Genomic DNA, 25,332 nt, shown 5'->3' with positions numbered 1-25,332 from the left:
GCATTCTATACTTTTTTGTCGCATTAAAATTATTTTAACCAATCACTAAGAATTTCAATAATTTTTTGGGCTTGCTCAGCACTGGAAATGTTAAATTTGGATTTTAGCCAGTATTGATTATTTCGTTTTTGATACCGTCGGATTGAGTATTTGACTGGGCCATAATCATTTTGGGCATTATCCCATTCTTGGTACTTAAACATAATTGTAGTCCAGGCTCCTTTACTTAATACTTTTTTATCAAGTTCTTTGGTAGTTTCTGTACCATCTTCGTTAAATGCTATAGTGATTTCATCAATGCTTGCGGTCATTTGGAGCTTTACCTCTCTAAATTAAAAAAACAAATAACATTATTTATAAATGTTGTTTGCGCTAAAATTTTGAGAGTTTATCTTATTTTTTTCGCACACCAAAGCGATTCTTCTCTACGATTAAGAAGATTAAATTTGAATTGGGCTTTAAACCTAAAAAATACAATTCAAGTTGCAATAATTCAATTGCGTTTTTTTAGGTTAAATTTAAACTTTCTACATTACTGTTGAATGGAATAGAGTTTCCCATTTACAAAAGTCATTGTAACAGAAGATTGATACTGCCCCGGTTGATAGATCCAAACCTGGGGTTTTTCCGCTGTTGGTACTACTTCATTGATATAGGTGTTATTTGTCACCGAGGGGCTTCCACAAGAATAATATACTTTTTGGACAGAATCACCAGGTTGAATATTAGCGCCACTACAAATAGAAACTGCATTGCTATTAGAACCATTTAATTTGATGTATTTAACTTTTTGATTTACCACATCTACTTCCAGTTGGGCACCACTATTTGCTTGAGGAATATTCCAGACGTTATAATAAGCAGAGCCTGAACCCGCGGGTGTTGTTCCCGGAACTTGCCATACTCCTGAATAAGCAGTACTTGCTCCCGCATTATTATAAATCAGTTGTTGCATAGGAATTTTCTGTAAGACAGGTTGATTTGAGTCCTGTTGACTTATGGGTTGGCCACATGCTGCAATAACTTGATCAGGTGTCATTCCTAGGTTAACGTAACCATGATTTTGGGGACAATAATAAGACTGTGTGTCAGCAAATAGGTTAAAAGATAAAATAAATAACCCTAAACCAATGCAGCTGTGAAGAGTCAATTTCATAATTTTCTCCACTAATCCTCAGCGTTTAAATAAAGTATAGTTGCTTTTATAACAATCTCCAGGGTAGGCTAGCACTTATAAATAAAGTAATAATTTTTAGTACTATCATAATGATAAAAGGAGAAAAATCGAATCCTGCAACGTTAGAAATGAGCTTTCTGCCGAGTTTTAATAACGGTTCTGTCAATAAACGTAAAAAATCTGCAATTGGTCCTTGCCATCCTGGATTGACAAAGCTCATGATGACTCGTATGAGAATAGCAAAAAATAGGATATCACACGGTTGAATGATTAAATCAGCAATAATATAAATGAGTAAATATAAGAAAGGCATTATTCCATGTAACGCCAGTAAACTGATGCAAATCATTTTTAATAGTTCGACAAAAACCAAAGTAATTAAAGTGGGGACATCGTATTTTTGTCCTGGCTGGTATTTCTGCTGTGTTATTTGTTGAATTGGATTTACTATTGGATCTGAAATTTTATAAATAAGTTGGCTTACTGGGTGGAGTACGCTTACCCGTAGGTAGCGTAAAGCAATACGGAGCCATAAACTGAAAATAAGGAGCGAAAAAACCAAAGAAACAAGAAACAGTGCTACAGCGCTAAAACCTGACATATTTTCCCCTATCCTAATTTTATACTTGTTCTGTTTGTAATTCTATTTTCTTGGGGGCAGCGCTAGGCTTTGTGCATACAGCGCTTGATTGCTCGCAGAATAGTAAACAGATCTTTATTTTTGGGATTATACCGCGTTGCTTGGTTTTTGTCGCTCACCAAAAATACCTCGGCCAACACGAACTATTGTAGCACCTGCTTTGATTGCAGGAATTAAATCATCACTCATTCCCATGGATAAAGTATCCATATTTAAATTAAGGGTTTGGTTGAGTTGCTGCATGAGTTGATTAAGACGAATAAATACCTCATATTGAAGATGTGGATCCTTGAGTGGTGGAGGAATAGTCATTAACCCTCTTAGTTTCAGATTCGGTAATTGACTGATAGCTAAAGCTAGCTCAGTGGCATTTTCTGGAGGTATCCCTGACTTAGATTTTTCATCAATTAAATTAATTTGAATGCAAACATTGAGTGGATTTAAATCTTTTGTGCGATGTTCATTAAGTTGAGAGGCAATTTTAAAGCGACTTATACTATGAATCCAGCTAAAAAGAGTAGCAATTCCCTTTGTTTTATTGCTCTGAATTGGTCCAATAAAATGCCAATTGAGAGGTAAATTTTTTAATGCAGTTATTTTTTTTTGTGCTTCTTGGAAATAACTTTCTCCAAAGTCTTTGACTCCCAGATGAAAAGCCTCTTGAATTTTATCAATATCTTGTTGTTTGCTGACAGCGAGTAATAAAACACTTTCTGGTTTTCGACCACATGCCGAAGCAGTTTGGGTGATTAGTTGTTGTATTCGATGTAGATCTTGATGAAGGCTCATGATTAATAAAGTAAATGAAAAAATTCTAACAATAGCAAAAGAAACGACATTTGCCGAGTACTGGTTAGTAAGTTAATCTAAAATGATAATCATGAAGAATCAGGATGGATTAAGCAATGGATATAGCAGAATTATTGGCATTTTCAGTCAAGAATAAATCTTCCGATCTACATTTATCTGCTGGATTACCGCCAATGATTCGTGTGGACGGAGATTTACGCAAAATCAATGTACCTCCTCTGGAGCACAAAGAGGTGGTAAAAATTATTTATGATGTAATGAACGAGCGACAGAGAAAAGAGTTTGAAGAGTTTTTAGAAACTGATTTTTCTTTTGAAATAGCAAATCTTTCTCGTTTTAGAGTAAATGTATTTAACCAAGCACGAGGTGCTGCGGCAGTTTTTCGTACCATCCCTTCTCTGATTTTAGGTATAAATGAGTTAGGGCTGCCTTCTATTGTCGAGGAAATGGCAACCTATCCTAAAGGATTAGTACTGGTGACCGGACCCACAGGATCTGGAAAAAGTACAACTTTAGCTGCCATGATCGATTACATTAACTCAACTCGTTATGATCATATTTTAACTGTTGAAGATCCTATAGAGTTTCTTCACCAAAGTAAAAAATGTTTATTGAATCAGCGTGAAGTTCATCGAGATACGCTTAGCTTTAATGCAGCTTTGCGTTCTGCATTACGTGAAGATCCTGATGTTATTTTGGTAGGAGAGTTACGTGATTTGGAGACGATTCGTCTCGCAATGACTGCTGCTGAGACAGGACATTTAGTATTTGGTACTTTGCATACTAACTCTGCGACAAAAACGATTAACCGAATTATTGACGTATTTCCAGGAGAGGAAAAAGCTATGGTTCGTTCGATGCTGTCGGAATCTTTACAAGCTGTAATCGCTCAGACTTTGTTGAAAAAAAATGGCGGTGGGCGAGTAGCTGCTTTAGAAATAATGATCTGTACTGGAGCAATTCGTAACTTAATTCGAGAAGATAAGGTTGCACAAATGTATTCTTTTATCCAAACAGGGCAAGCTAGGGGAATGCAAACTTTAGATCAACATTTAACAGAGTTGGTTAATAAAAATATTATTTCGTGTAATACGGCTTATGATGTTGCTCTTGATAAATCTTTATTTTAAACCCTAGTCTGTTGACAATGACTCCTTGCGAACAGAAGTTTAGGAAAAATACCGCTTTCCCGATTATAAAAATAGGATGAGTCCATATCATTGCTTATGAGGGCTATCAGAACCGAAGCGAAGTAGAACTGAATTTTCATCGCTGTTTCAGTAATCTACGTCGCTTCATTAAGAGTTTTAGGCTTTTTTCTGAATTTCGATTAATTGTGGAATACCTATTTCAGCTAATGCAAGCATGTTGTTTAACTCATCTCGATTAAAATGTCGGTCTTCTGCTGTACCTTGGATTTCGATAAAATGCCCTGCTTCATTCATGATTACATTCATATCGGTTTCAGCAAGTACATCTTCCGCGTAATCTAAATCAAGTACAGCCTGACCTCGATAGAGTCCAACAGAGACGGCTGCTATATAGTTAAAAGTAGGCATTTTACGTATTTTTTCTCGCTCTACCATCCAACTAATTGCGTCTCTCATAGCCACACAGGAGCCAGTAATTGCTGCTGTTCTTGTTCCGCCATCAGCCTGAATTACATCGCAATCTAGGGTAATTGTATTTTCGCCTAAAAATTTTAAATCAACGCAAGCTCTTAAAGATCGACCTATTAGACGTTGAATTTCCATGGTCCTACCGCCTTGTTTTCCCTTGCTTGCTTCACGTTCGGTACGGCTATGTGTTGCTCGTGGCAACATCCCATATTCCGCAGTAACCCAACCTTGATTTTTTCCTTTAATAAAACGTGGAACTCCGTCAGTAACGGAAGCATTACATAACACTTTGGTTTGTCCAAACTCAACAAGGACAGAGCCTTCAGCGTGCTTTGTATAGTTTCGAGTTAATTGAATAGGGCGTAATTGGTTTGCTTCACGATTACTGGGGCGCATGAAATAATCCTCGCTAAAATCCTAGATTATAACGTGTTACTCTTTGAGTTGCATCTTAAACTTATTGTTAATTTCAAGTAGTCTATCTCTGTCCAATTCTTCTGAATTGAGGTATATTCGCGCAAGGTTTATTTATTGGTATCAATATGCTACAAAGTATGACAGCTTTTGCTCGAGTGCAAAAACAGATCGAAGAAGGCCATTTTTGTTGGGAAATTAAGTCAGTTAATCATCGGTATTTGGATGTTTCATTTCGTCTGCCGGAGTCTTTTCGATTTATAGAGCTCCATTTGCGCAACCTATTGCGCGATAAAATAAATCGTGGGAAATTAGAATGTCAGCTTAAATACCAAGACACCGGTTTTAATAATCAGGCTATGCTTATAAATAGAGGCATGATTGATGCATTAGTAGATTTGGGCGAGAAGCTATCCATATCACATCGTTTAACCAATGATTTGAGTGTAAGTCGGGTTTTATCTTGGCCTGGTGTGGTTCAAGCCAGCACGCCTGATGCTGAGTCTTTAGGCGAGCAGGCGATTGCTTTATTTAAAAAGACTATTGAACAATTAATGCAGATGCGAATTGCTGAAGGCAATGCATTAAAAGAGCATGTGGAAGGACGCCTCAATGATTTAGGTAGAGAAGTTGAGCGAGCGAAATCTATAGCATCTGAACAAGTGGAACGGGCCAAAAATAAATTGTTAACACGTTTGCAAACACTGCAAATTGAAGTACAAGATTCGCGCCTGGAACAAGAAATAGCTTTGATTTTAACTCGTATTGATGTCAGTGAGGAATTAGACAGATTACAAACTCACCTTAATGAAGTGAAGCGGGCGTTAAATTGCGATAAAATAGTTGGAAGACGACTTGATTTTTTAATGCAGGAATTAAATAGGGAGGCGAATACGCTCAGCTCAAAATCTGATTCTGTAGCTTTAACTCAGATTGCGGTTGAGATGAAAGTCTTGATTGAGCAAATGCGTGAGCAAATTCAAAATATTGAGTGAGTATTATTGTGGGTGATTATTTAGGTAATTTGTTTATAGTAGCTGCACCTTCAGGAGGGGGCAAAACAAGTTTGGTAAGAAAATTAGTTGAAACTCTTGATAGTATCGAGATCTCTATTTCCCATACGACACGATCAATGCGACCAGGAGAACAACAAGGAAAAGATTACTTTTTTGTTGATGAAAAAGAATTTACCTGTATGATTAATGATTGTGCATTTTTAGAGTACGCTCAAGTTTTTAATCATCTATATGGAACTTCGATGGTGCAAATTACCAAACGCCTGCAGGAAGGAATCGATGTGGTTTTAGATATTGATTGGCAAGGAGCGCAGCAAATCAGACATTCTTTTCCAGATGCGGTGAGTATTTTTATTGTGCCGCCATCCCTAGAAGAGTTGAAACAAAGATTGCTGAATCGACGTCAAGATAAAGATGAAGTAATTAGCGATCGGATGAAAAAAGCACAGGATGAGCTCAGCCATTATCCTGAGTTTGATTATTTAATCGTTAACGATAATTTTGAAAGAGCTGCGATGGAATTAGGTGCAATTGTGCTTGCAAACCGCTTGCGTATCAAGCGGCAGATAAATAAACAATCAAAATTGCTTTCTTTCCTAATGTCATCACAGTAAAATAAGAAGTTTTGCTACTGGAGAATGAGAATTATGGCACGAGTTACAGTTGAAGATTGCTTAGAGCACGTTGCAAATCGATTTGAATTGGTTATGGTGGCTACCAAACGTGCGCGACAAATTGCTGTTCGAGGTGATCAACCAATGGTTGAATGGGAAAACGATAAACCTACTGTAGTGGCTTTGCGCGAAATAGCAGAAGGTTTAATTACCCCTGAAATTTTAGATAAAGAGTAGGACTGTTTCCAATTTTATTTTCTTGGCCAGCGTGCCTTGTTTTTCTGCATTGAATACTCATATACTGCGTATATGTTGTGTTATGATGTTCGAAAATCAAGTCACCTTGACTTAAGGTAGCGAATTATTAAGAAATCTATTTCTTTGTGCAATGCAGTAAAGGGGGGGATACCCTATACTGTAAATGAGAGGTGAGGTCATGTTAGATACTAGGGAGTACTGCGTGAGCTACTTTAAAGAGCTCGATGAAGAGCTAAAATGCTATCTTGAGCAGTCACAAATAGAAAAATGCTACCAGGCCTATTTAGTCGCTGAAAAAGCGCATCAAGGTCAAACCCGTCGTTCAGGCGAGCCATATATTACTCACCCTGTAGCTGCTGCTTTAATTCTTGCACGAATGCGTCTCGATTATCAAACTATTATGGCCACTTTGCTCCATGATGTAGTGGAAGATACTGCGGTGAGTAAAGAGGATTTAACGCGCCAATTTGGTGAGGAAGTTACTTCTCTTGTTGATGGCGTAACGAAGCTGACTAAAATTAAATTTGAATCAAAAGCAGAAGCCCAAGCGGAAAATTTTCGTAAGATGGTTTTGGCTATGGTTAAAGATATTCGTGTTATTATTGTGAAGTTAGCCGATCGCTTACACAATATGAGGACCCTTGGTGCAATGCCTTATGCGAAACGCAGACGTATTGCTATAGAAACTCTAGAAATTTATGCACCTATTGCAAACCGTTTAGGCATGCATTCAATTTATGTAGGACTTGAAGATTTAGGATTTCAAGCACTCTATCCTATGCGTTACAGAGCAATTAAATCAGCTGTAGAAAAGTCTCGTGGTAACCGTCGTGAGTTAACCCAGACTATAGAAAGAGATTTGCAACTTGCACTGGCCCAGTTAAACATTCCTTACGAACAAGTATTTGGTAGGCAGAAACACTTATACAGTATTTATCGAAAGATGCGTCAAAAAAAGGCTTCATTTACGGAGATTACCGATGTATTTGCGTTTCGTGTGATTACTGAAGACATTGACTCCTGTTACCGCATTTTAGGTGCCTTACATTGTACTTATAAACCAGTCCCACAACGGTTTAAAGATTATATTGGTATTCCCAAGGCAAATGGATACCAATCTTTGCATACGACTTTGTTTGGTCCTTTTGGCGTGCCGCTAGAGGTGCAAATTCGTACTCGTGATATGGATAAAGTTGCTGATAATGGAGTAGCAGCGCATTGGATTTATAAGTCATCTGGTCTTGAAGTGAATGAAGCTCAGTTGCGGGCAAGAGAATGGGTACAAAGCTTATTAGAAATGCAGCGCAGTACGGGTAATTCGTTAGAATTTATTGAAAATGTGAAAATTGATTTATTCCCAGATGAAGTATATGTTTTTACGCCAAAAGGACACATTATGGAATTACCTAAAGGAGCTACTCCTGTTGATTTTGCATATTCAGTTCATTCGGGAGTAGGAAACAGTTGTGTCGCTGCTAAAGTAAATCGAAAATTAGTTCCACTCAGTATTCCTTTATCGAATGGTCAAACGGTAGAGATTATTACTGCACCAGGTGCACATCCTAATCCATCCTGGTTAAATTTTGTTGTTACTGGAAAAGCTCGCTCTAATATCCGTCATTTTTTGAAAAGCCAACAAAATACTGAATCAATTAGTTTAGGAAAACGCTTATTGGAGCAGTCCTTAAATGAATTATCCAGTGATTATGCGAAAATTCCTCCCGAGTCGCTGCAAGCATTATTAAGTGATTTACATTATAAAATTATGGATGATTTGTTATATGCTATTGGAGTGGGTAATCAAATGGCAATGGTTATTGCTAAAAGATTAATTGTGGCTCAAGATTCTAATGAGTTAGATAAAGGAACAAAAGCACATCCTCTGGCTATTAAAGGTACCGAAGGAATGGTTATTCATTTTGGTGAATGTTGCCAACCAATTCCGGGTGATAATATTGTTGGAAAATTTCAGCAAGGGCGAGGAATCATTGTACATAGCAGTGATTGTGTCACCTTAAAAAATTCCTGTACCAATCCTGAACAGTTTGTTGCCCTACGTTGGGATGAAAAAGTTGAGGGTGAATATTGGGTTGATATCACTGTCGAAGTTGTTAATGAAAGAGGGGTATTAGCTGCTTTAGCAACAGCGATTTCTGAATCAGGTTCAAACATAGGAAATATTAATGTAGATCCGCGTGATGGACGGCATAATGCGGTTACATTTTCAATTAGCGTGATTGATAGGACGCATTTAGCTCGTGTTATGCGTAGGTTGCGGGCAAATAAAGTAGTCATGCGTCTTTATAGAAAAAAACAAGGGGAGAATTAATGCGACCAATAAATACAAAATTGGCTCCGGAGGCTATTGGAACTTACTCACAAGCGATTCAATGTGGTGATACAGTTTATCTTTCTGGACAAATACCGCTTGATCCAACAACCATGCAAATGTGTAGTGAAGACATTAAGCTTCAAATTACACAGGTTTTAGAAAATTTATCTGCAGTATGTGAGGCTGCTGGCGGTAGCTTAGCTCATATAGTGAAATTGAATGTTTATCTTACCGATTTACATCATTTTCCTTTAATTAATGAAGCGATGAGTCGATATTTTGCCGCTCCTTTTCCAGCAAGAGCTGCCATCGGTGTTGCAGCACTGCCACGCGGTGCATTGGTTGAAATGGATGGAATTATGGTTTTGTCTTCAAAGTAATTCAGTAAAAGTAGTCTGGATAAAAATAAAAGCATAACTTATATATGTGATACTTCATTCTATGATTTATTGAAACTAGACTATACATTAAAAAGTTAGAGTTCATTTTATGAGTATTATTTCTCTTCATGGTGTGTCCCTTAATATTGCGGGTAATCAATTATTAGATAAAGCGGACTGGCAGATACATCCCCAAGATCGCATCGCGTTAGTAGGGAGAAATGGTGCTGGGAAATCGACTCTTCTTAAATTATTACAGGGTGACTTAATTCCCGATAGTGGCCAAATTAATCGGCTTTCTGGATTACGTGTTGCAGGGTTAACTCAGGAGGTTCCTATTACTGAGGACGACACGGTTTATCATTTTTTGGTGAAAAGTCTTGGTGAGGTAGGTGAAGTTTTGTCCCGGTTTCATCAATTGTCTCAACAAGGGGATATGGATAAATTAGTGGCATGCCAACAACAAATGGATAATTTACATGCTTGGGATAAATTGCCACTAATAGAAACGATGGCAAGCCGGTTGGGTATAATTACAAATGAACGTATGAGCAATTTATCAGGAGGGATGAAACGCCGTGTCCTGCTTGGCGCAGCTCTGATTGCTACTCCTGATCTATTACTTTTGGATGAACCTACAAACCATTTAGATATTGAAGCAATTGAGTGGTTAGAATCTTACTTAAAAGAGTTTAAGGGCACGGTTTTATTGGTGACTCATGATAGAGAGTTTTTAGATCAGGTCAGCAATCGTATTGTTGAAATCGATCGTGGAAAATTGTACCAACATGATTGTAATTATGAAACTTATTTAGACAGGCGCGAATCTATTCGTTTTAGCGAACAAAAACAAAATGAATTATTTGATAAAAAACTGGCTGAAGAAGAAGTATGGATTCGTACTGGAATTAAAGCACGACGCACCCGTAATGAGGGCAGGGTTCGTGCCTTAAAAGCAATGCGTGAAGAATATAAGGCTCGCCGTAATCAGTTAGGTCAGGTAAAAGCATTTTCTTTAGATGTGACACGTTCGGGCTCAGTAGTCATAGAGGCAAGTCATATCAATTATACCTTGGGGGAAAGGACCATTTTACGTGATTTCTCGTTACTTCTAACACGTGGCGATAAACTTGGAATTATAGGCCCGAATGGTTGTGGTAAGACCACATTGGTACGATTATTACTCGGAGAATTACAGCCAGACTCTGGACAGATAAAACTTGGAACTTCTTTAAGTGTTGCCTACTTTGATCAATTACGTCGACAATTACACGAAGATCAAACAGTTATGGCTAATGTTGGCGAGGGTGCTGATTATGTAACTATTAATGGCAAACAAAAACATGTTGCGAGTTATTTACGTGAGTTTTTATTTTCACCGGAACGATTTAATCAACCTGTTTCTGTTTTATCAGGTGGAGAAAGAAATAGATTATTATTAGCCAAACTTTTTGCAAAGCCAGTAAATTTACTGGTGATGGATGAGCCAACTAACGATTTAGATATCGAAACGTTAGAACTTCTTGAAGACATGTTGATTAACTATCCTGGAACCTTAATATTAATCAGTCATGATAGAGCATTTATTAATCAAGTTGTAACAAGCGTTCTCGTCTATGAGGAAGCGGGAAGGTTCAATGAGTTTGTTGGTGGCTATGATGAATATAAAATGCATAAAAAGCGACAGCAGCGTGAGGTCGTGACAAAAGCTCCTATTGTGAAGCGGAATACAATTGCAAATAAGTTAAGTTTTAATGAGCAGCGCGAATTAGCCCAATTACCACAGAAAATTGAGCAATTAGAAGAAAAAATAGCTGATTTACAACTTCAAATGTCTGATCCTAAATTTTATCAACAAGATGCTCAGACAATTACACAGATAAATCAAAGCCTCGCGGAAAATGAAGATTTATTAGCACAACTCTATGCACGCTGGGAAACCCTGGAAGCTGTTGAGAAAAGGAACACCTAAATGTTAGTAACTTTAGCATTGCTTGTTTTTTTGGGTTCCATATTGGTCTTTTTTTCAGAAGAATTCATTAAAATGTTTAAGAAGTTATTTGCGATAAAAGGGGCCAAGTTATTTATACCTTTATTTCTCGCTTCCTGGCTCATTTATACTTTTGATTTTTGGTTCTTATGGGCAGTTTTTTATTTACGTGAAACCTTACTTTATATTATGTTCTTTTTAACAAGTATCATGCCTTTTCAAAAAGGCGCAGACTCAGTTGCACTAATTATTTTGCTCACAACGGTTTCTGTAGTTCCAGTACTTATTCTTGATATCCAATCACGAAGAAAAAATTTTAAGAAGTATAAATATCCCTATGTTACTAGTTGGATTATTTGGATTTTATGTGTTGTTTTGCTGATTATAATTTAATAATACTAAATTAACGTCATATATGGATAAGGATGTAATTATAACGAGTCTCTATCACGATCCGTTCGGGCAGAGGCGGCGTTTACGCCGTCTCGAAGCCTTGGCATCGGGTTTGAAGTACCTGCGAAGGCTTCGAAGCGGCGCTGGTGCGCCTCCTCAGCCCGAACGGTTCGAAATAATAGCTCGAGTTATTATCCATAACTGACACTAAATTAACGTTAGTAAGCCTAGTTATCCGGTACAAAGCGAACTCAACAGAACTGAAATTTTTTTAATAAAACCTTAAGTTTTCTTTCATATACTCCAAGTTTCAAATCATTTGAAAGCAATAAAAGGAGATTAAATTGTTCGATAGAGTGCATTATGAGCCAAGAAATAAAGGAGCCCAGGTTAACGTTCATACGCATCATCATAGTCACCACGGTCGCTATCATCGACATTATTATAATACTTCTGGCTGGGGCTTTGGTTCATTATTAATCGGCTCAATGATTGTTATTCCTATTATCCTTATTGCGTTGATACTTAAATTGACTGTGAGTGCTTTTCACTTTGCAACGACATCCATGGCAGCTACTGGTTTAGTTGGAGCAAAAATGGGGATAAGCGCTGGAATAAGTACTAGTGGAGTAGGACTTGGGATGGGTAGTACGCTCGCTTTTAGTACTGCTTTGGGAATAGGCGCTCTCTTTGTTTACGGTTCTATTGGAATGCTCTATTTATATTTTAGTGCTAAAGAATGCTATAGCAACAATAAAAATGTGTTCCCTATGTTTAAATCACAGGTTGTTAATGAAGATGGTTTGAGTTTTACAGGCGCAGTAAAATCTATAGGTGCCATTCTATGGTCACCCTTTTTGCTGATTGGAGGATTAGCAGGCATGGGCGCTAAAGCTGTTGTGCAGACTTATCATTCTAGATTTTCTCAATCAAAAGAAGATAATGATATAGAGTTGGAGGAGATAAAAACATCTTATTCTCAAATGAAAGATCTTGGTCTAAAAAATACACAGAATACAGGCTTAGGTCAAAATCCGGTGCAAAAAACCTCATTATTTTATGATCCATCAACAGAAGAGCGGCTTGATGGAGTAAATCCTATACCAACTCATATACAACTTAGATGTAACTAAATAAAGGATTAAGAGGAATGGTACCTTGAATGCCCTACACTATTTAAGTGCTGAATCCTTTCTTTAGTGTATAATGACGATAATTTGTTTGCAGGTTGCCTTATGAATAAAGAGGACTTTTATTTTGATTTACCCCCGGAACTTATTGCCCAATATCCTCTAGCGAATCGGAGCGATTCAAGGCTTTTGGTTTATGATCGTAAGATAGGTGAATATGGTCATCATCAGTTTCAAAAAATTGCTGATTTTTTGAAACCTGGTGATTTGCTGGTCATGAATAACTCTAAAGTAATCCCGGCACGATTATATGGCCATAAAACTACGGGGGGAAAGGTTGAGCTATTGGTTGAACGTATTACCGGAGAATTGACTTTTCTTGCTCATATTAAAGCAAGTAAAGCGTTAAAAGCGGGTTCCATTATTCAATTAGAGCAGAATAAACACCTTGAAATTCTTGATAGGCAAGATGATTTATTTGTTTGTAAGGCAGATATGGATGTATTGGAATTACTCAACGGAGTAGGGCATATTCCTCTACCCCCATATATTGCACGAAATGATGAAACTTTAGATAAAGATCGTTATCAAACAATTTACGCTAAATATGAAGGATCAGTTGCAGCACCTACTGCCGGATTACATTTTGATGAAGCGGTGTTATCCAATATACGTTCAAGGGGTATTTCTGTAGCATATCTCACATTACACGTAGGGGCGGGAACATTTAGGCCTGTTCGCTGTGATAATATTAAAGATCATAAAATGCATCATGAGCATTTTACCATTAGTGCAGAATTATGCGCTGCTATCCATGCTACAAAAGCTGCGGGAAACCGAGTGATTGCTGTAGGTACTACCGCTTTACGCAGTCTTGAAAGTGCGGCACAAAATGGAGTTTTAACTCCATGTAGCAGAGATACAGATATTTTTATTTATCCAGGATATGAGTTTAAAATTTGTGATGGTTTGATGACTAATTTTCATTTACCTGAATCTACTTTACTCATGTTGGTTTCAGCTTTTATAGGCCATAAACAAGCAATGAAACTTTATCAGGAAGCGATTGAGAAAAGATATCGATTTTTTAGTTATGGCGACACCAGTTTATTACTGTAAATCAGGAGAGTAGGAATGTTTGCCGTCACTCAAAATTTTATACCCATTTTAACTTCAGAAGCAGGTTTATGCCTTACTGCGAAAAATTGGCAGGAAGTCAATGTAAGTGCAGCCTCTTATTCTTTGGAAAGTTTATTGTATAAACCAGGTATGGATGTTTTAAAGAAAATAACAGATATTGGACGTTATTTAGCTTGGCCTGGTTATATTATATTCAATGGGATGTCGCTTGTAGTAAATAAGGAAGGTCTTTTTGTGCTTAAATCTCCTTATGATGGTTCCAAAATAAAGTTTACCCTTGTTGATTTACTTGAATTAATCCAACATTTAAATCCTACAGCGATTATGTTACCTAAAAACATCATGAACGATTTTCCACAGTTTTGGGATCATTGGAATTGTTCTATTTTTCCTTTTTTTCATGAAAATGATGTAGAAAAACAAAATACAAACCAATCCTATGGCGTTTATTTTAATGTCGAGGCCAGTAAATTGGATTGGCAGCAATTAGCTCACTGGTCTAACATACCGCGTTATGTAATAGGAAATTTTGAACCAAGGTTAATTCAAGAGTTGCGTCATCAAGGAGTTGCGTTCATCGAGACCGATGAGCCTGCAAAAGCCGCGCTACAAGGAAAGGTATACACTCAATCTGGAACTATAGATTTAACGGATTTAAACATACAAATGCAGTTTGAGCCAATAGATGCTAAATGCATTTGTCCTACCTGTAGTCAACAGTTTAGTAGAGCTTATTTGCATCACTTATTACAACATACACCCTTATTATGCCAACGATTTTTAATTCAGCATAATGTATTTTACCTGCAGAATGCTTCTTGTAATTGATGAGATTGTCAGATTATCTGAAACACATTGACAATTAAAAAACAATTATATAAATTGCGCCACTTTAATAAAAGCAGGGATGTGGATCATGCGCGATAATTTCTTTCGTAGTTTTACTGTAACTGGTGCTGCAATCACAGGCATACCGAGTGCTTCGGTGTTAGGGATAGGTAGTGGTGTGTCTCAAGCTGCATTGGCTGCAAAAAATGCTTCTGCGCTATTGTCAGAAAAAAGTGGCCAGCGTGATTCTATTCTCCGAGCATTGCATGTCTTATTTGAGAATCCTCCTAAGCTGGATCACAGCGCTTTAGAAACTTATATAGAAGAAATAAGAGAAGGAGTGATTGCAACCAATGACTCCGTAGCTTTTGTTGTCAGAAATGTCTTATTGGGTTTACTAAGTGGTGTAGGTCACCTGGTACAGGTCCCTAGTGATGTCGCAACAGTCGTGAAAGAAACCGGACATGGCTTATCACAGGTACAAATTCCTACTGACAAAATGCAAGATGCAATGAAACAAGCATTCAAATTTGATGCTAAAGGTAAAGGGGGATCTCTTAGCGTTAACAATGTATCTGGAGTTATTGGTGATCAAGGGGCTCACATTATTGATGAGGTTGCTAAAGCGATTAACATAGACGGTAACTCTCATGCAGAAACCCATGCTCGTGTTGCAGCTTCTACAGGCGCAGGCGCCAGTGTGGCAACGACTGCAATCCTCCCCACAGCTACAGCATTGTTAACCGATATGATTGGCCAAATTTTTAGAGAAGGGAGTGCGATAAGTCATTTTTCTGGCAATGAATCAGCAAGTAAAGATGATGAAAAAAATGTGTACCATGCCAGCAGCGGAGTATCTAAAGCAACACAAAATGGGGATAGTCGTGCCTCAAAGCAGCAGTTACGCGATCTTGAGGCCGCCTTATCTCATACTACACCTGCAGCTGATTTAATGTCTGATCAAAGCGTTACTAGTCCATTGACCACAGCCCTGCTTCGTTTAATTGTTTTATCTTTTTTTGTTGAATCGTCACGAGGCATCAACAAAACAGCCATTGTAACAACCGATGGGCGTGTGCAAAAAGCCCTTGCTGAGGCAACAGCTCAAGGCCCTTCTGGTGGTGTAGATCGTATTAACAGTTTACACTCTAATCTTAGTTTTCTTTCAAATATTATGCGTCTTTGTGCTGAAAATCTGGGTGGATCACCAGCACTCATGACAGCAGAACGAGGTAGTGAGGTAATCTCAAGCCGTTCCATGAGTGTATTGATAAGTCATGTGAGTGAGTTGGCTGAAGCGTTACGTCAACTCGTTAGCCCGCAGCAAAAAGATGAGGCAAATCATGCTTCAAGAATAGTTAATAGCTCGGTTGATCTTGCTAATCCGGAGGTTTTGGATCGATCTGAAGTGATTATCAAAGGAGTGCTTGATCGAATTGAACAAGAGAATCAACAACATATTATTCCAGGCCTTAATCAAGATATGGCAAGTCAACTAAGTTCTGTTGCCCATGGTGCTGTTTCTTCTCTGGTAGCGACACATAGCATATTTAGCAATCCTATTACGCTGGCTACCAAAGCTTCTAAAGAAGCAGTAGCCAAAATAAACGAAGCCCAAAAAAATGAAGCTTTGATGGAAACGCTTCCTGGGATGACGCAGATGCTCAATGGTATTCAAGCATCGACGCGAAACTTTATCGCAGAAATTGAAAAAGAGGTGAAGTCGGGGAAATCAGAAAAGCAAGGCTCTTTATTATCAACGCATCAATCGGTTGCCAGTAACACTGCAACTGTATATTGGGCAGCAAGCACTATAGCTCTATTATGTGATGAAATGTTAAGTCTTTGCCGTTCACTGACTTTAATTGATCAAAATCGTCTACAAGCCATATCACAAAAAGCCAGCCAGGTTCCTAGCAAAGAGGAGTCTGCTCAATCCACAGATCAGATCGGGTGGGATAGTCATCTAGGCCAAGACTATAGCACTATTCATGCAGTAACAGCACTACGCTTAACTTTATCGCATATGGGTATTGCTTTGATGAGAATCGCACTGGATTTACATCATGCCTTGAAAGATAACATGGATACGGTACAACGAGATCTTAAAATGCATACCTTACAGCAAAGCCTACTGACTTCCAGTGCTTATGCTGCGCTTTATCTTGCAGAGGGCTCATTATTAGCAACTGGCGCTGTTTCTGCATCTCCCGCAAGCTTAAATGGTTCGGTAAACTGGACACATAAAAAAGTTCACACCACTGATGCGCATTTACATCCCGCACAAACCCATGAGAGTGAAAATTGTAGTAAAGGAAGCAGTGACTCGTCCCAATCCATAGGGTTTAGTACTGATCTTGTTGCCGGAACAGTCACCAACATACTTAAAGTTTTGGCTCAAGGAGGTTTAATTGGTCTTGATACTACATTAAGGCTTATTAAAATATTGGAAATTATTAGTTTGCATCGAGACTCGCATATTGCGTTGCAATTGGAAACTAATGACTCCTCCAATCCTAATGGGGTATTAATAAATACCTTAAGCCAGCCTAGCGTCGGTTCTAGTGCCGGAATGAGTGCTATTTTAATGAACATTCTTGAAGCTTTTAAAACGCTTGATCAATGTAGTGGTACTCAGTCTACTTTAAATGCTCAAAATAGACTGCAAGATGTGATTGATCAGCAGATTTCTGGACTTGCAGTACTGAAAGATGATGAAGAGCAGTCCGATCATAAAAAAGGCTTGAAAGAATTTTATAAAATCATTATTCGATTATTGGCACCCCATGTGCAGGAGGCAGATCTTGATAGTTTGATTAAGCGACTCGATTTTGGCGGTATTTCTTTATCAAGCTACCACTCAAAATTTGGTGCTTACAGCGATGAACCTGTATCTGATTTAAGGTTTGTGGCTCAATTTGCAAATGAAGATGATGCACAAGGTATACTGCGTCAATTTATAGATAAGTCTAAAGATGATTTGTCTTTAATGAAAGCATTACATGATGCATTACCGCAAGACCAAAGAAGTGGAAAAGCTCAGATATTGTATGAATATGTTTTTGAAGAGTTATTTCAACATTATAAACAAATGAAAATGAGTGATGTCGCACGACATAGTTCTACTAAAAGAAAACTCCCTACACGAGAGGAGTTCCAAGTTGATATAGGTCTGGTGCAGCCCCAATTAGAAGAGACTCATCAACCAAGTCCCCTAAGGATGTAAAAGATAAGTAGACTAGGGAGAGTTTATTTCTTATTCCCTACGTTCCATGCGACTTGTTTCTGAAAAATGGTTATAAAATTAAGACATTGAGGATTTGGTGGCTACTTAGAACCGTTCAGCCTAAGGCGCACAGATATTTGACTTAAGAGACATTCGTCTCAATCGACGTCCTGCGGGATTCAATAGTGGTGAGGGATTTCTGGTCGTGGGACGTAGAGATAAGGATAGATTCTTTAAATTAACGTCAATTCGAGATAAGAAAGCGAATCATTATCCCGGCGGGTTCGGGCTGACGAGACTAGTGCATCTGAGAATGGATCAAAAACAGAGTGAACCCATGTATAACTATCACACTTTAGATATTGGCGATGATCAGGATGACAGTGTTGCCTTACTCAGGACGCTAAGAGCAAAACTGCCGCGCGTAATGAGGGAGCAGTTAAATCTACAAACACAAACTCGCGCTTACTTTTTATTAGCTATGTTAAGCGATGATGACTGTGTTCATCGACTTCGCGAGCAATTGCAAGAACAATACAAAGCTCCGCCTTCTTCTACAACTTCATTAGAGCAAGCTTTGTCATTAATCACCCAATTACAAGAAAGCCCATGCAATCACTTGGCGCCTTTCAAGTATCGCTTGCCCAATTTCTTAGGTGAGTATCCTATTCACAGTAGAGAAATTAACAGGAAGATTAAACAATTTAACCAACTTATTGAGGCATATCATGCTGATGATCTTGCCAAAGAGTTAGATGCATCTGCATTAGATAAAGCCTATCAAGATGTTTTACTTGCTTTAAAAGATCATTATATTGGGTGTAATATTAATAGCTTATGGCAATTGCTAAAAGCCATGAGCGCATGGTCAACAGCGCCTATAGAAACGTTTTTGCTGAACTACCCTTGCCTGCTATCACCCGTGGATCATATAGATAATTCAGCTCAAGTGGAATCAATATCGCTTTCAAAAAAACCGGTTGATCTGATAGGTCAACCTTTTTCCATAAATAAGAAAGCAGAGACACAACCTTTTACTTCAACTTTTGATTATCAGATTAATGAAGCTGGGCGTATCGCGGATAAAAGCATTTATTTGTCCCTTCATGGATTTGCTTTAAAGCCAGGCGGTCATGCAGATGCATTGGCTAAGAAAATTCCTGATTTCTTGCCGTGGGTACAGTGGCAATCCAACATTCGACGTCAATTATCTCAACTCATTAATCTACCTCTTAATGATGAATTTTTTGACTGGCTACAAACTGTATTACAACGTTTGGGGGTAGAGTTTATCACCTTAAAATCCTCTTCTTATGAGTGTTATGTCAGTCCTTTTCTCAATCATAAGACCGTATTAAATTCATTAAATGAAGAAATGGTACTTCGTATTTTACAAGAACAGTGTGAGCAAGCAGACATAAGAATTGAGGCAGAGCACTTGCCCATAATCGGGCGTTATTTAATGCGATTCTTACAGCGATTTCAATTTAATCGAGGAGAGGCTTTAGGAATTGGTGCCAATTGGGGTGGAGTTGTGAGTGACTCTAACGAAGCTGGAGTTGATGCATTTCGATTTAATGATCCTGAGTGGGCTGCCCATTTCAGAAATTTAAGTCTCCATAGACAAGGCCCCTCAGAAGCTCAAATGAATGCAGCGATTGGAATTAAATACGAGCTTCAAGCACTTCTATCAAGCTTTGAATACATGACTCAATTGCAACCTTCAGAGTACCCTAATACACTTTACAATGCTTTGGTAGATAATCTGATCACGGGGCTTTTCCCTGAACCACCTTATTTTGAAAATTTGGCTTATACCAAGTATCGTCGTCATTATGCAGTGAATGATACAGACGAAGGAATGCAGCAAATTGATTCCTTTTATCAGCCAGATCCCCAAGGTACCTATTTTAAAACGAATAAAGGCAACTACAAACAAACGCCCATGTTCCGACAAGCAGGCTCATTGGTCGTAGAGGCATTTCCCAGAGATACAGGGTCTGGCGAGTGCTCGCAATCACTTTCTGTGGCCAATCCATTATGGCCATTGCAATTGCAGTATGCACAATCTTCTTCTACAGGAATGCGCGGACACCTGGTTTATAATCCCATCGGGCCAGATGAATTTATACCGGATGCTTTTTATGGCCAGGTAATACGTGAAACTGAAGATTTCTTTGTACCATTTATCGGAGTTATCCCCAAAAACTTTGACAAACATTTTAAACAAGTGGAACTTTGCGCCTCATTTGTTATTCGCATGTTACAATCCTCGCGTATAATGACCTATTGTCCTGCATTTAGTGCTTATTATTTTGCGATTGCAGCACGATTTTTACCACCTATCGATAGAGCGACTCCGCCATTACCCAGTCATACTAATATCGAAATAAATCGTAAATGGCAAAAGCTTGATAAGATCTTACATGATCCACAACGAACAGCAGAAGTTTGTCATAAAGCGTTTTTTTCCTTATTTAAAGAACTCATTTACAGTTTATATCCCTTGACTCAAGAGGATGCAGATTTGCATTATTATTTTGTTGAGTTGACAAGCTCACCCGATGCATTTGTTCCTCAAAATCGTGCTACTTGTGATCGTTTGATTCGCGAGCTTACCACGCTGAAACCGTTACAAAATGTAATGGGATTGCAACATTATGAAAATACTTTGGGTTATCTGAGTCAATTAACTGACTTCTTCTATCCTACTCCGAGTGATGAAACGGCAAAAGCCATAGCGCAACAGGCTCGATTACATGTTAAACCCCTATTGGCATTACCAGCGGTCAAAGAATATTTTGCGGATCTAAGTAAGAATCCAGCAGCGAATATTTCACCTAAAGTGTCACCGGGGTTAATGTATGATGCTTTAAAATATCAAGCTCCATCTCCAGCAATAAGCCAAGATTTTTATAGCCGACGGCATGCAACTAATTTTCATTCAGGTTATCGTAATTTGGATGGAAATCAAATTGTTAAACCGTCAACTCTTGAAGCTTGGTTAGATATAATGATCAAAACCGGGGGTGCTTTATTGCCTCTAATCCGTCGCGATAAGACTTTCTTTAGTTTGCTCACCCAACCTTTCGCCCAAGCTTATATTGCAGGTTATCAAAAATACAGTACTCAAGTGCGCTACAAATTATTAAAGGCGATCGGTTCTGGCATTGGCGGTTTTGTTTATGGTACGGGTTTAGGTGCAAGTCATGCATTAAGTTCAATACCCAGAACTCTCTATAATAGTTTATTTGCCTCGGCAATACAGCAACAAAAAGCAGATCATAGTTTGGCTATTTCTTCTGCACCGAGCAATGAGCCTGGGTTGCGTGTTCAAGCGATTATGGATATTCGTGATCATTTATTGCAGCTTATGGCAACAGTGAATGGTCATAGTCCATCAAAGGAAAAGTTAATTAGTCGGTTACTGACTCATGTGAAAAAAATACATCCGTCATTATTTTCTGGACGAGTCACAAAAGAAATTCGCTATAAACAAATTTTATTAAATGCATTTCCATTAGAGGCTTCCGAATGGCAACAATTATTCGATTCAGTGATTGATACTGGGAGTAATAAAGTCTTGGAGCGCATTATCAATAAGCATGTCTTGCAAATTGATAGCATCTTAATTTATGCACTTTATGAATGCTTAACCACACCCAATTTTGAGAAAGGCACGCGCGAAAAAATTAAAACAATAATTGACAAGCACAAATTGAAAGATCCACAAGATAAAGCATTAACAGCCTTAGCTGTTTACTACGCTAACAATCCTGATGCTAAAAGAAAAGATATTGCTCAGTACCGCTTTAATGGCTCAGCACTTACAAAACTAAAAGAAAAAGAGCAAGGATTGCATCAGATACAAACGTGGATAAATAACGCACTGGATATTCAATGGGGATTAGAAACTCTGTTTTCTAGTTTTATGGATCAATATAAAATTCTGCTGAATCAATTCACATTAGGTGATATTGTTGCAGAACTACCTGATAGTATGAGAGAGGTGCTCCAGGAACTCTTTTCCAAACCTGGAAGAGAAAAACAGATTCTCAACCAATATGAATTGAGTGAATCACACAAAGCATTCCTTTTACAATGTGCGCTTTGTTATCAGTCAATTGTGTCCAAAGAAGTGAGAGATAGCATTTTAGAACGGGCTCGTATTCATGAACTCTCTGATTCGTCATTAAGTATTAAAGCGCGTGAACATTTAAAATTAACTCAATTTGTACAACGTGAATGGCATCATCATCTCTTACCTATGGAAAGTGCGCAGTCCATTATTAATGAGATCAAAAAACAGATAAAACTCTCTGAGCATTCTGTTATTGATGAACTATCCCAATTATATGAAGCAGTATTACAAGCTCCCAAAAGTACGCAGGTATTTGATGCATTTTATGACACTGCTATGAAAATACAAAGGGATTATAGTGTAGAAAGCCCTCTACACGAATGGGTAAATGTAACTATGAATGTATTAGTGAATCAACTCTTAGATGAGATTACATGGAGCAATGAGAGGCAATTAATGAACCCTTTAAGTGACTCGCAGGCTGTAGTGACATGGTTAAAGCATCTCATGAATTATAAGCATGGAGTACGCGCTTTGCTCGTTCAACAAATCGAGCAGGCTCAATCTTATGATCAAGCTGCATGGCGTTGCCAACATATTTTACATATGTTGGAAGCATCACAACCTGATAAAGACTATATTCGTGGTACCGGAATGCAAAAATTATTGCGAGTGATTTGTCAAAACAGCAATACAATAACTACAACAGGTGAGCAGAAAGCTAAAGAGGTACCCATCATCGCACTTTGTAAGCATTCCATTACAATGCAGCATGCTTTGGGTCGTGTTAGAGAAAAAATCCCAGATACTGATTTTGTGAGACCCATTGATGTTGTATTGAAAGGCTTTAGAAATTAACTTCTAAGCGCTTGCGCCTCATGCACGGAAAGAGTGCATTTGCCATATCTTGCGCGAAAATAACACGTTGGAAGTATCACATACTGATATGCTCTAATGGCACTAAATTAACCTGGGTAGCGGATAAAGAGTCTATTTAGATCCAGCCTTCATCTTGAATCGTTTGGGCTGAGGAGGCATTCATGCCATCTCGAAGCCTTAGTCCAGAACTTGCAAATTCGTACTAAGGCTTCGAGACAGCGCTATGCGCTTCCTCAGCCCGAACGGATCAAAGTAAAACCACGTTCTCTTATAGGAAACTCACATTCATTTAAGGCCCGTGCCTACTTTTCGTGGCTTGTCCACGGGATCCAAAGATCTAATCTTAGGGCGAGATTTCTGGATCTTGCGGACAAGCCACGGGATGTCGAGAAGAGTTTACTCATCCCGAATGGATCAAAGTAAAACCACGTTTTCTTATACGAAACTCACGTTTATTTAAGGCCCGTGCCTACTTCCCGTGGCTTGTCCACGGGAGCCAAAGATCTAATTTCTGGATCCCGCGGCCAAGCCGCAGGATGTCGAGAAAAGTTTACTCAAAAATGTGATTTTCTATGTCGAATTGTTTTTAATTAGATAAGCTCTGAGTTTCAGTAATGTCAGTATTAATGTCATTCTTGTTGAATTTCGTAAAAATTCCTAGAGTGCTAAGAACAGATTTTTGCTGAATTTCTTGTTCATTTTTAATAATCTCTTTTGCATGCTCTTTTACATAATTCTTTAAATGTTGTTGAGATTCACTTTGAAAAAACTTATCTAGATCGGATTTTACTTCTCTAGGAGCGTTTTTAAGTTCAGATCGAAAATACAGATATAGATCTGATTTTAATTGTCTAATTGCATTTTTAAGTTTGGAGACTTGCTCTTCTTCGATATCTTGTGGCAAACCTTTAAGAACATGCTCAGCATATTGAATTGTTGCTTTATACATAGGGATGTTAGTATATGTAAGGTCTATGGTATTTGTTACAGAATCACAAATATCGGTTGCGTTAATTAAATCTTTAATTCCAAATTTCATAAGGTTTTTCTCTTTTTAAAATGTTAAGGCTTGCATAAATATACTTACATAAGTAAAAAAGTATTTGTATGTTGTTTTAAAAACAGGAACATTATAATGGATTAAAATTAAGACAGTATTAACAATATTAGATCGCATTGATTTAATGAAAAACTAAAAGACTTAGGTTGCTATTTGAGGGAAAACGTATACCACGAACTAAAGCGCCCTTAAAGCGAGTTACCAGAGCGATAAGTGGATGGATAAACTATCCTGTTATTTCAGGCAATCAACTTAAATCCATCCTTTCATCATTTAAGGCTATTTCCTGAACAAAAGCTCACTCGATTGTACTTCTTCATCAAGGTGATCAGAAGCATTTTGTTTTGTTGCTTCACGTTTTTTATTGAGCTCAAGAACGGCGTCATCGAAGTTGTTTAATAGGGTGCGTGCAGAGTAAATGCTTGCTAGTTTCAGTGGCTTGCGTGTATAAGGATCTGGTTTATTGTTCTTATACAACTCTAATAGCGTACTTAAATTATAATATCTTTCGTCATACATTACAGGAATATCATCGAAATAATCCTTCATGATGCAATCTTTAAAGCCCTCAAATAACGGTTCTTCTTCGGGGGTTAAGTTCAGTTTACTCATACGAGCAGCTATGGTTTCAAGTTTGCTCATATGGCAGCGGTCAATATATTCTTGAGTGAGTGGCATATATTGATCCACTATATTTTCTGATTGAGAGGGAGGAGCAGGGGGCCTGTCCTGTGACAACCGACTTAAAACCCTGGGTGTTGGCTCCTGGAGCTCAGGCACGGGTTGTCTAGCTATGCCTAAATTGTGATGTCTATATCCTCCTCTGGATTGTGGTAAAATCGTGCCAGCACAGATGATTCGTGCTGTACTACCTCGATTTTTTATGGATTTAATGACTTCATTACTAGGTTGTTGGGTAAAAGTTACATCTCCTACGCCATAGAGTGTTAACTCTAAATCGGTTGCTACAGTTCCTTCAAAAGTCAGAGTTCCAGTGCCCTCTTTAAGAATTTTGCAATCACTGCCTACATTCCCTATTATTCTCAGACTGCTATTTCCACGAATAGTTAAGTTGGTATTTTGTCCTACAGCTCCAGTGACGGTTGTTAATCCACTACCTTCGCGTATGAAATCGGAGTTGTCAGGAATTATTTCTAAATCAATAGAACCAGGACTTTCATGAGAGATTTTGACTCTATTAGAGCGCCTAAATCCTAACAATTGTGCCAAAGATATCATAGTAATTCCCTATAAAATCAGAGATTTTAATATATGCACTAGGAAGGAATCAATTTTATCTGATTATTATATTTGACAGTTTTTTTTATCCACGATAGCATAACTA

20 protein-coding genes are annotated in these 25,332 nt (G+C 38.1%); 13 read left to right on the top strand and 7 right to left on the bottom strand.

Annotated elements, in window-relative coordinates; all coding sequences use genetic code 11:
• Window positions 1-29 precede the first annotated feature (29 nt).
• From DYH34_RS13115 to DYH34_RS13100, 4 genes are all read right to left on the bottom strand, one after another.
• Complete coding sequence (locus DYH34_RS13115) at window positions 30-311, bottom strand: hypothetical protein (protein ID WP_058464610.1); 282 nt, start codon at window positions 309-311, stop codon at window positions 30-32.
• Window positions 312-532: 221 nt separating this feature from the next.
• A complete protein-coding gene (locus DYH34_RS13110) occupies window positions 533-1,156 on the bottom strand; it encodes a DUF2845 domain-containing protein (protein WP_058464611.1) in 624 nt (207 codons plus the stop codon).
• 46 nt (window positions 1,157-1,202) lie between these two features.
• On the bottom strand, window positions 1,203-1,778 hold the full coding sequence (locus tag DYH34_RS13105; protein ID WP_058464612.1) for a YggT family protein: 576 nt from the start codon (window positions 1,776-1,778) through the stop codon (window positions 1,203-1,205).
• A gap of 126 nt (window positions 1,779-1,904) precedes the next feature.
• A complete protein-coding gene (locus DYH34_RS13100) occupies window positions 1,905-2,606 on the bottom strand; it encodes a YggS family pyridoxal phosphate-dependent enzyme (RefSeq protein WP_058464613.1) in 702 nt (233 codons plus the stop codon).
• A gap of 116 nt (window positions 2,607-2,722) precedes the next feature.
• On the opposite strand from DYH34_RS13100, the gene DYH34_RS13095 reads away from it, so the two are divergent.
• Window positions 2,723-3,757, top strand: coding sequence for a type IV pilus twitching motility protein PilT (locus tag DYH34_RS13095; protein WP_058464614.1), 1,035 nt, complete (start codon window positions 2,723-2,725; stop codon window positions 3,755-3,757).
• A 177-nt stretch (window positions 3,758-3,934) separates the two neighbouring features.
• Here the strand turns inward: DYH34_RS13095 and rph are convergent, their stop codons facing one another.
• The gene (rph, locus tag DYH34_RS13090; RefSeq protein WP_058464615.1) at window positions 3,935-4,642 is read right to left on the bottom strand and encodes a ribonuclease PH; all 708 of its coding nucleotides are present in this window, start codon (window positions 4,640-4,642) and stop codon (window positions 3,935-3,937) included.
• Window positions 4,643-4,788: 146 nt separating this feature from the next.
• Here rph and DYH34_RS13085 point away from each other — a divergent pair, with 146 nt between their 5' ends.
• From DYH34_RS13085 to DYH34_RS13025, 12 genes are all read left to right on the top strand, one after another.
• Window positions 4,789-5,655 carry a YicC/YloC family endoribonuclease gene (locus tag DYH34_RS13085; RefSeq protein WP_058464616.1) on the top strand — a complete coding sequence of 289 codons (867 nt, stop codon included), beginning with the start codon at window positions 4,789-4,791 and terminating at the stop codon, window positions 5,653-5,655.
• A gap of 5 nt (window positions 5,656-5,660) precedes the next feature.
• Window positions 5,661-6,290 carry a guanylate kinase gene (gene gmk, locus DYH34_RS13080; RefSeq protein ID WP_172465443.1) on the top strand — a complete coding sequence of 210 codons (630 nt, stop codon included), beginning with the start codon at window positions 5,661-5,663 and terminating at the stop codon, window positions 6,288-6,290.
• Window positions 6,291-6,323: 33 nt separating this feature from the next.
• Window positions 6,324-6,527, top strand: a complete 204-nt coding sequence (rpoZ, locus tag DYH34_RS13075) for a DNA-directed RNA polymerase subunit omega (protein ID WP_003632439.1) — start codon at window positions 6,324-6,326, stop codon at window positions 6,525-6,527.
• Window positions 6,528-6,750: 223 nt separating this feature from the next.
• The gene (gene spoT / locus DYH34_RS13070; RefSeq protein ID WP_058464662.1) at window positions 6,751-8,877 is read left to right on the top strand and encodes a bifunctional GTP diphosphokinase/guanosine-3',5'-bis pyrophosphate 3'-pyrophosphohydrolase; all 2,127 of its coding nucleotides are present in this window, start codon (window positions 6,751-6,753) and stop codon (window positions 8,875-8,877) included.
• Window positions 8,877-9,260: a Rid family detoxifying hydrolase gene (locus tag DYH34_RS13065; protein ID WP_058464618.1), complete on the top strand. Its 384-nt coding sequence runs from the start codon at window positions 8,877-8,879 to the stop codon at window positions 9,258-9,260. The genes spoT and DYH34_RS13065 overlap by 1 nt, the downstream gene beginning before the upstream one ends.
• A gap of 109 nt (window positions 9,261-9,369) precedes the next feature.
• Window positions 9,370-11,232: an ATP-binding cassette domain-containing protein gene (locus tag DYH34_RS13060; protein WP_058464619.1), complete on the top strand. Its 1,863-nt coding sequence runs from the start codon at window positions 9,370-9,372 to the stop codon at window positions 11,230-11,232.
• Window positions 11,233-11,643: a hypothetical protein gene (locus DYH34_RS13055; RefSeq protein ID WP_058464620.1), complete on the top strand. Its 411-nt coding sequence runs from the start codon at window positions 11,233-11,235 to the stop codon at window positions 11,641-11,643.
• Between the two features lie 344 nt (window positions 11,644-11,987).
• Window positions 11,988-12,776 carry a hypothetical protein gene (locus DYH34_RS13050; protein WP_058464621.1) on the top strand — a complete coding sequence of 263 codons (789 nt, stop codon included), beginning with the start codon at window positions 11,988-11,990 and terminating at the stop codon, window positions 12,774-12,776.
• A 102-nt stretch (window positions 12,777-12,878) separates the two neighbouring features.
• Window positions 12,879-13,892: a tRNA preQ1(34) S-adenosylmethionine ribosyltransferase-isomerase QueA gene (gene queA / locus DYH34_RS13045; RefSeq protein ID WP_058464622.1), complete on the top strand. Its 1,014-nt coding sequence runs from the start codon at window positions 12,879-12,881 to the stop codon at window positions 13,890-13,892.
• 15 nt (window positions 13,893-13,907) lie between these two features.
• Window positions 13,908-14,741, top strand: coding sequence for a tRNA-guanine transglycosylase (locus tag DYH34_RS13040; protein WP_058464623.1), 834 nt, complete (start codon window positions 13,908-13,910; stop codon window positions 14,739-14,741).
• An 88-nt stretch (window positions 14,742-14,829) separates the two neighbouring features.
• Complete coding sequence (locus DYH34_RS18435; RefSeq protein WP_238589479.1) at window positions 14,830-17,967, top strand: hypothetical protein; 3,138 nt, start codon at window positions 14,830-14,832, stop codon at window positions 17,965-17,967.
• A gap of 313 nt (window positions 17,968-18,280) precedes the next feature.
• The gene (locus DYH34_RS13025; RefSeq protein WP_238589480.1) at window positions 18,281-22,906 is read left to right on the top strand and encodes a hypothetical protein; all 4,626 of its coding nucleotides are present in this window, start codon (window positions 18,281-18,283) and stop codon (window positions 22,904-22,906) included.
• 607 nt (window positions 22,907-23,513) lie between these two features.
• Here the strand turns inward: DYH34_RS13025 and DYH34_RS13020 are convergent.
• Complete coding sequence (locus DYH34_RS13020; RefSeq protein ID WP_058464624.1) at window positions 23,514-23,966, bottom strand: hypothetical protein; 453 nt, start codon at window positions 23,964-23,966, stop codon at window positions 23,514-23,516.
• Between the two features lie 300 nt (window positions 23,967-24,266).
• Window positions 24,267-25,226 (bottom strand): RING finger protein, encoded by a 960-nt coding sequence (locus DYH34_RS18210; RefSeq protein ID WP_174905304.1) that lies wholly within the window; start codon window positions 25,224-25,226, stop codon window positions 24,267-24,269.
• Between the last annotated feature and the right edge of the window lie 106 nt (window positions 25,227-25,332).

This window comes from Legionella cincinnatiensis (assembly GCF_900452415.1).
Lineage (GTDB): Bacteria > Pseudomonadota > Gammaproteobacteria > Legionellales > Legionellaceae > Legionella > Legionella cincinnatiensis.
This window is presented reverse-complemented; position numbering and strand designations above follow the sequence as displayed.

What these genes read in the sequence shown, in the direction of transcription:
- rph (WP_058464615.1), bottom strand. Translation starts at nt 4,642, where the DNA reads ATGCGCCCCAGTAATCGTGAAGCAAACCAATTACGCCCTATTCAATTA.
- DYH34_RS13055 (WP_058464620.1), top strand. Translation starts at nt 11,233, where the DNA reads ATGTTAGTAACTTTAGCATTGCTTGTTTTTTTGGGTTCCATATTGGTC.
- rpoZ (WP_003632439.1), top strand. Translation starts at nt 6,324, where the DNA reads ATGGCACGAGTTACAGTTGAAGATTGCTTAGAGCACGTTGCAAATCGA.
- DYH34_RS18435 (WP_238589479.1), top strand. Translation starts at nt 14,830, where the DNA reads ATGCGCGATAATTTCTTTCGTAGTTTTACTGTAACTGGTGCTGCAATC.
- DYH34_RS13025 (WP_238589480.1), top strand. Translation starts at nt 18,281, where the DNA reads ATGGATCAAAAACAGAGTGAACCCATGTATAACTATCACACTTTAGAT.
- DYH34_RS13115 (WP_058464610.1), bottom strand. Translation starts at nt 311, where the DNA reads ATGACCGCAAGCATTGATGAAATCACTATAGCATTTAACGAAGATGGT.
- DYH34_RS13105 (WP_058464612.1), bottom strand. Translation starts at nt 1,778, where the DNA reads ATGTCAGGTTTTAGCGCTGTAGCACTGTTTCTTGTTTCTTTGGTTTTT.
- DYH34_RS13060 (WP_058464619.1), top strand. Translation starts at nt 9,370, where the DNA reads ATGAGTATTATTTCTCTTCATGGTGTGTCCCTTAATATTGCGGGTAAT.
- DYH34_RS13095 (WP_058464614.1), top strand. Translation starts at nt 2,723, where the DNA reads ATGGATATAGCAGAATTATTGGCATTTTCAGTCAAGAATAAATCTTCC.
- DYH34_RS13100 (WP_058464613.1), bottom strand. Translation starts at nt 2,606, where the DNA reads ATGAGCCTTCATCAAGATCTACATCGAATACAACAACTAATCACCCAA.
- DYH34_RS13040 (WP_058464623.1), top strand. Translation starts at nt 13,908, where the DNA reads ATGTTTGCCGTCACTCAAAATTTTATACCCATTTTAACTTCAGAAGCA.
- DYH34_RS13110 (WP_058464611.1), bottom strand. Translation starts at nt 1,156, where the DNA reads ATGAAATTGACTCTTCACAGCTGCATTGGTTTAGGGTTATTTATTTTA.
- DYH34_RS13020 (WP_058464624.1), bottom strand. Translation starts at nt 23,966, where the DNA reads ATGAAATTTGGAATTAAAGATTTAATTAACGCAACCGATATTTGTGAT.
- DYH34_RS13085 (WP_058464616.1), top strand. Translation starts at nt 4,789, where the DNA reads ATGCTACAAAGTATGACAGCTTTTGCTCGAGTGCAAAAACAGATCGAA.
- queA (WP_058464622.1), top strand. Translation starts at nt 12,879, where the DNA reads ATGAATAAAGAGGACTTTTATTTTGATTTACCCCCGGAACTTATTGCC.
- DYH34_RS13065 (WP_058464618.1), top strand. Translation starts at nt 8,877, where the DNA reads ATGCGACCAATAAATACAAAATTGGCTCCGGAGGCTATTGGAACTTAC.
- DYH34_RS18210 (WP_174905304.1), bottom strand. Translation starts at nt 25,226, where the DNA reads ATGATATCTTTGGCACAATTGTTAGGATTTAGGCGCTCTAATAGAGTC.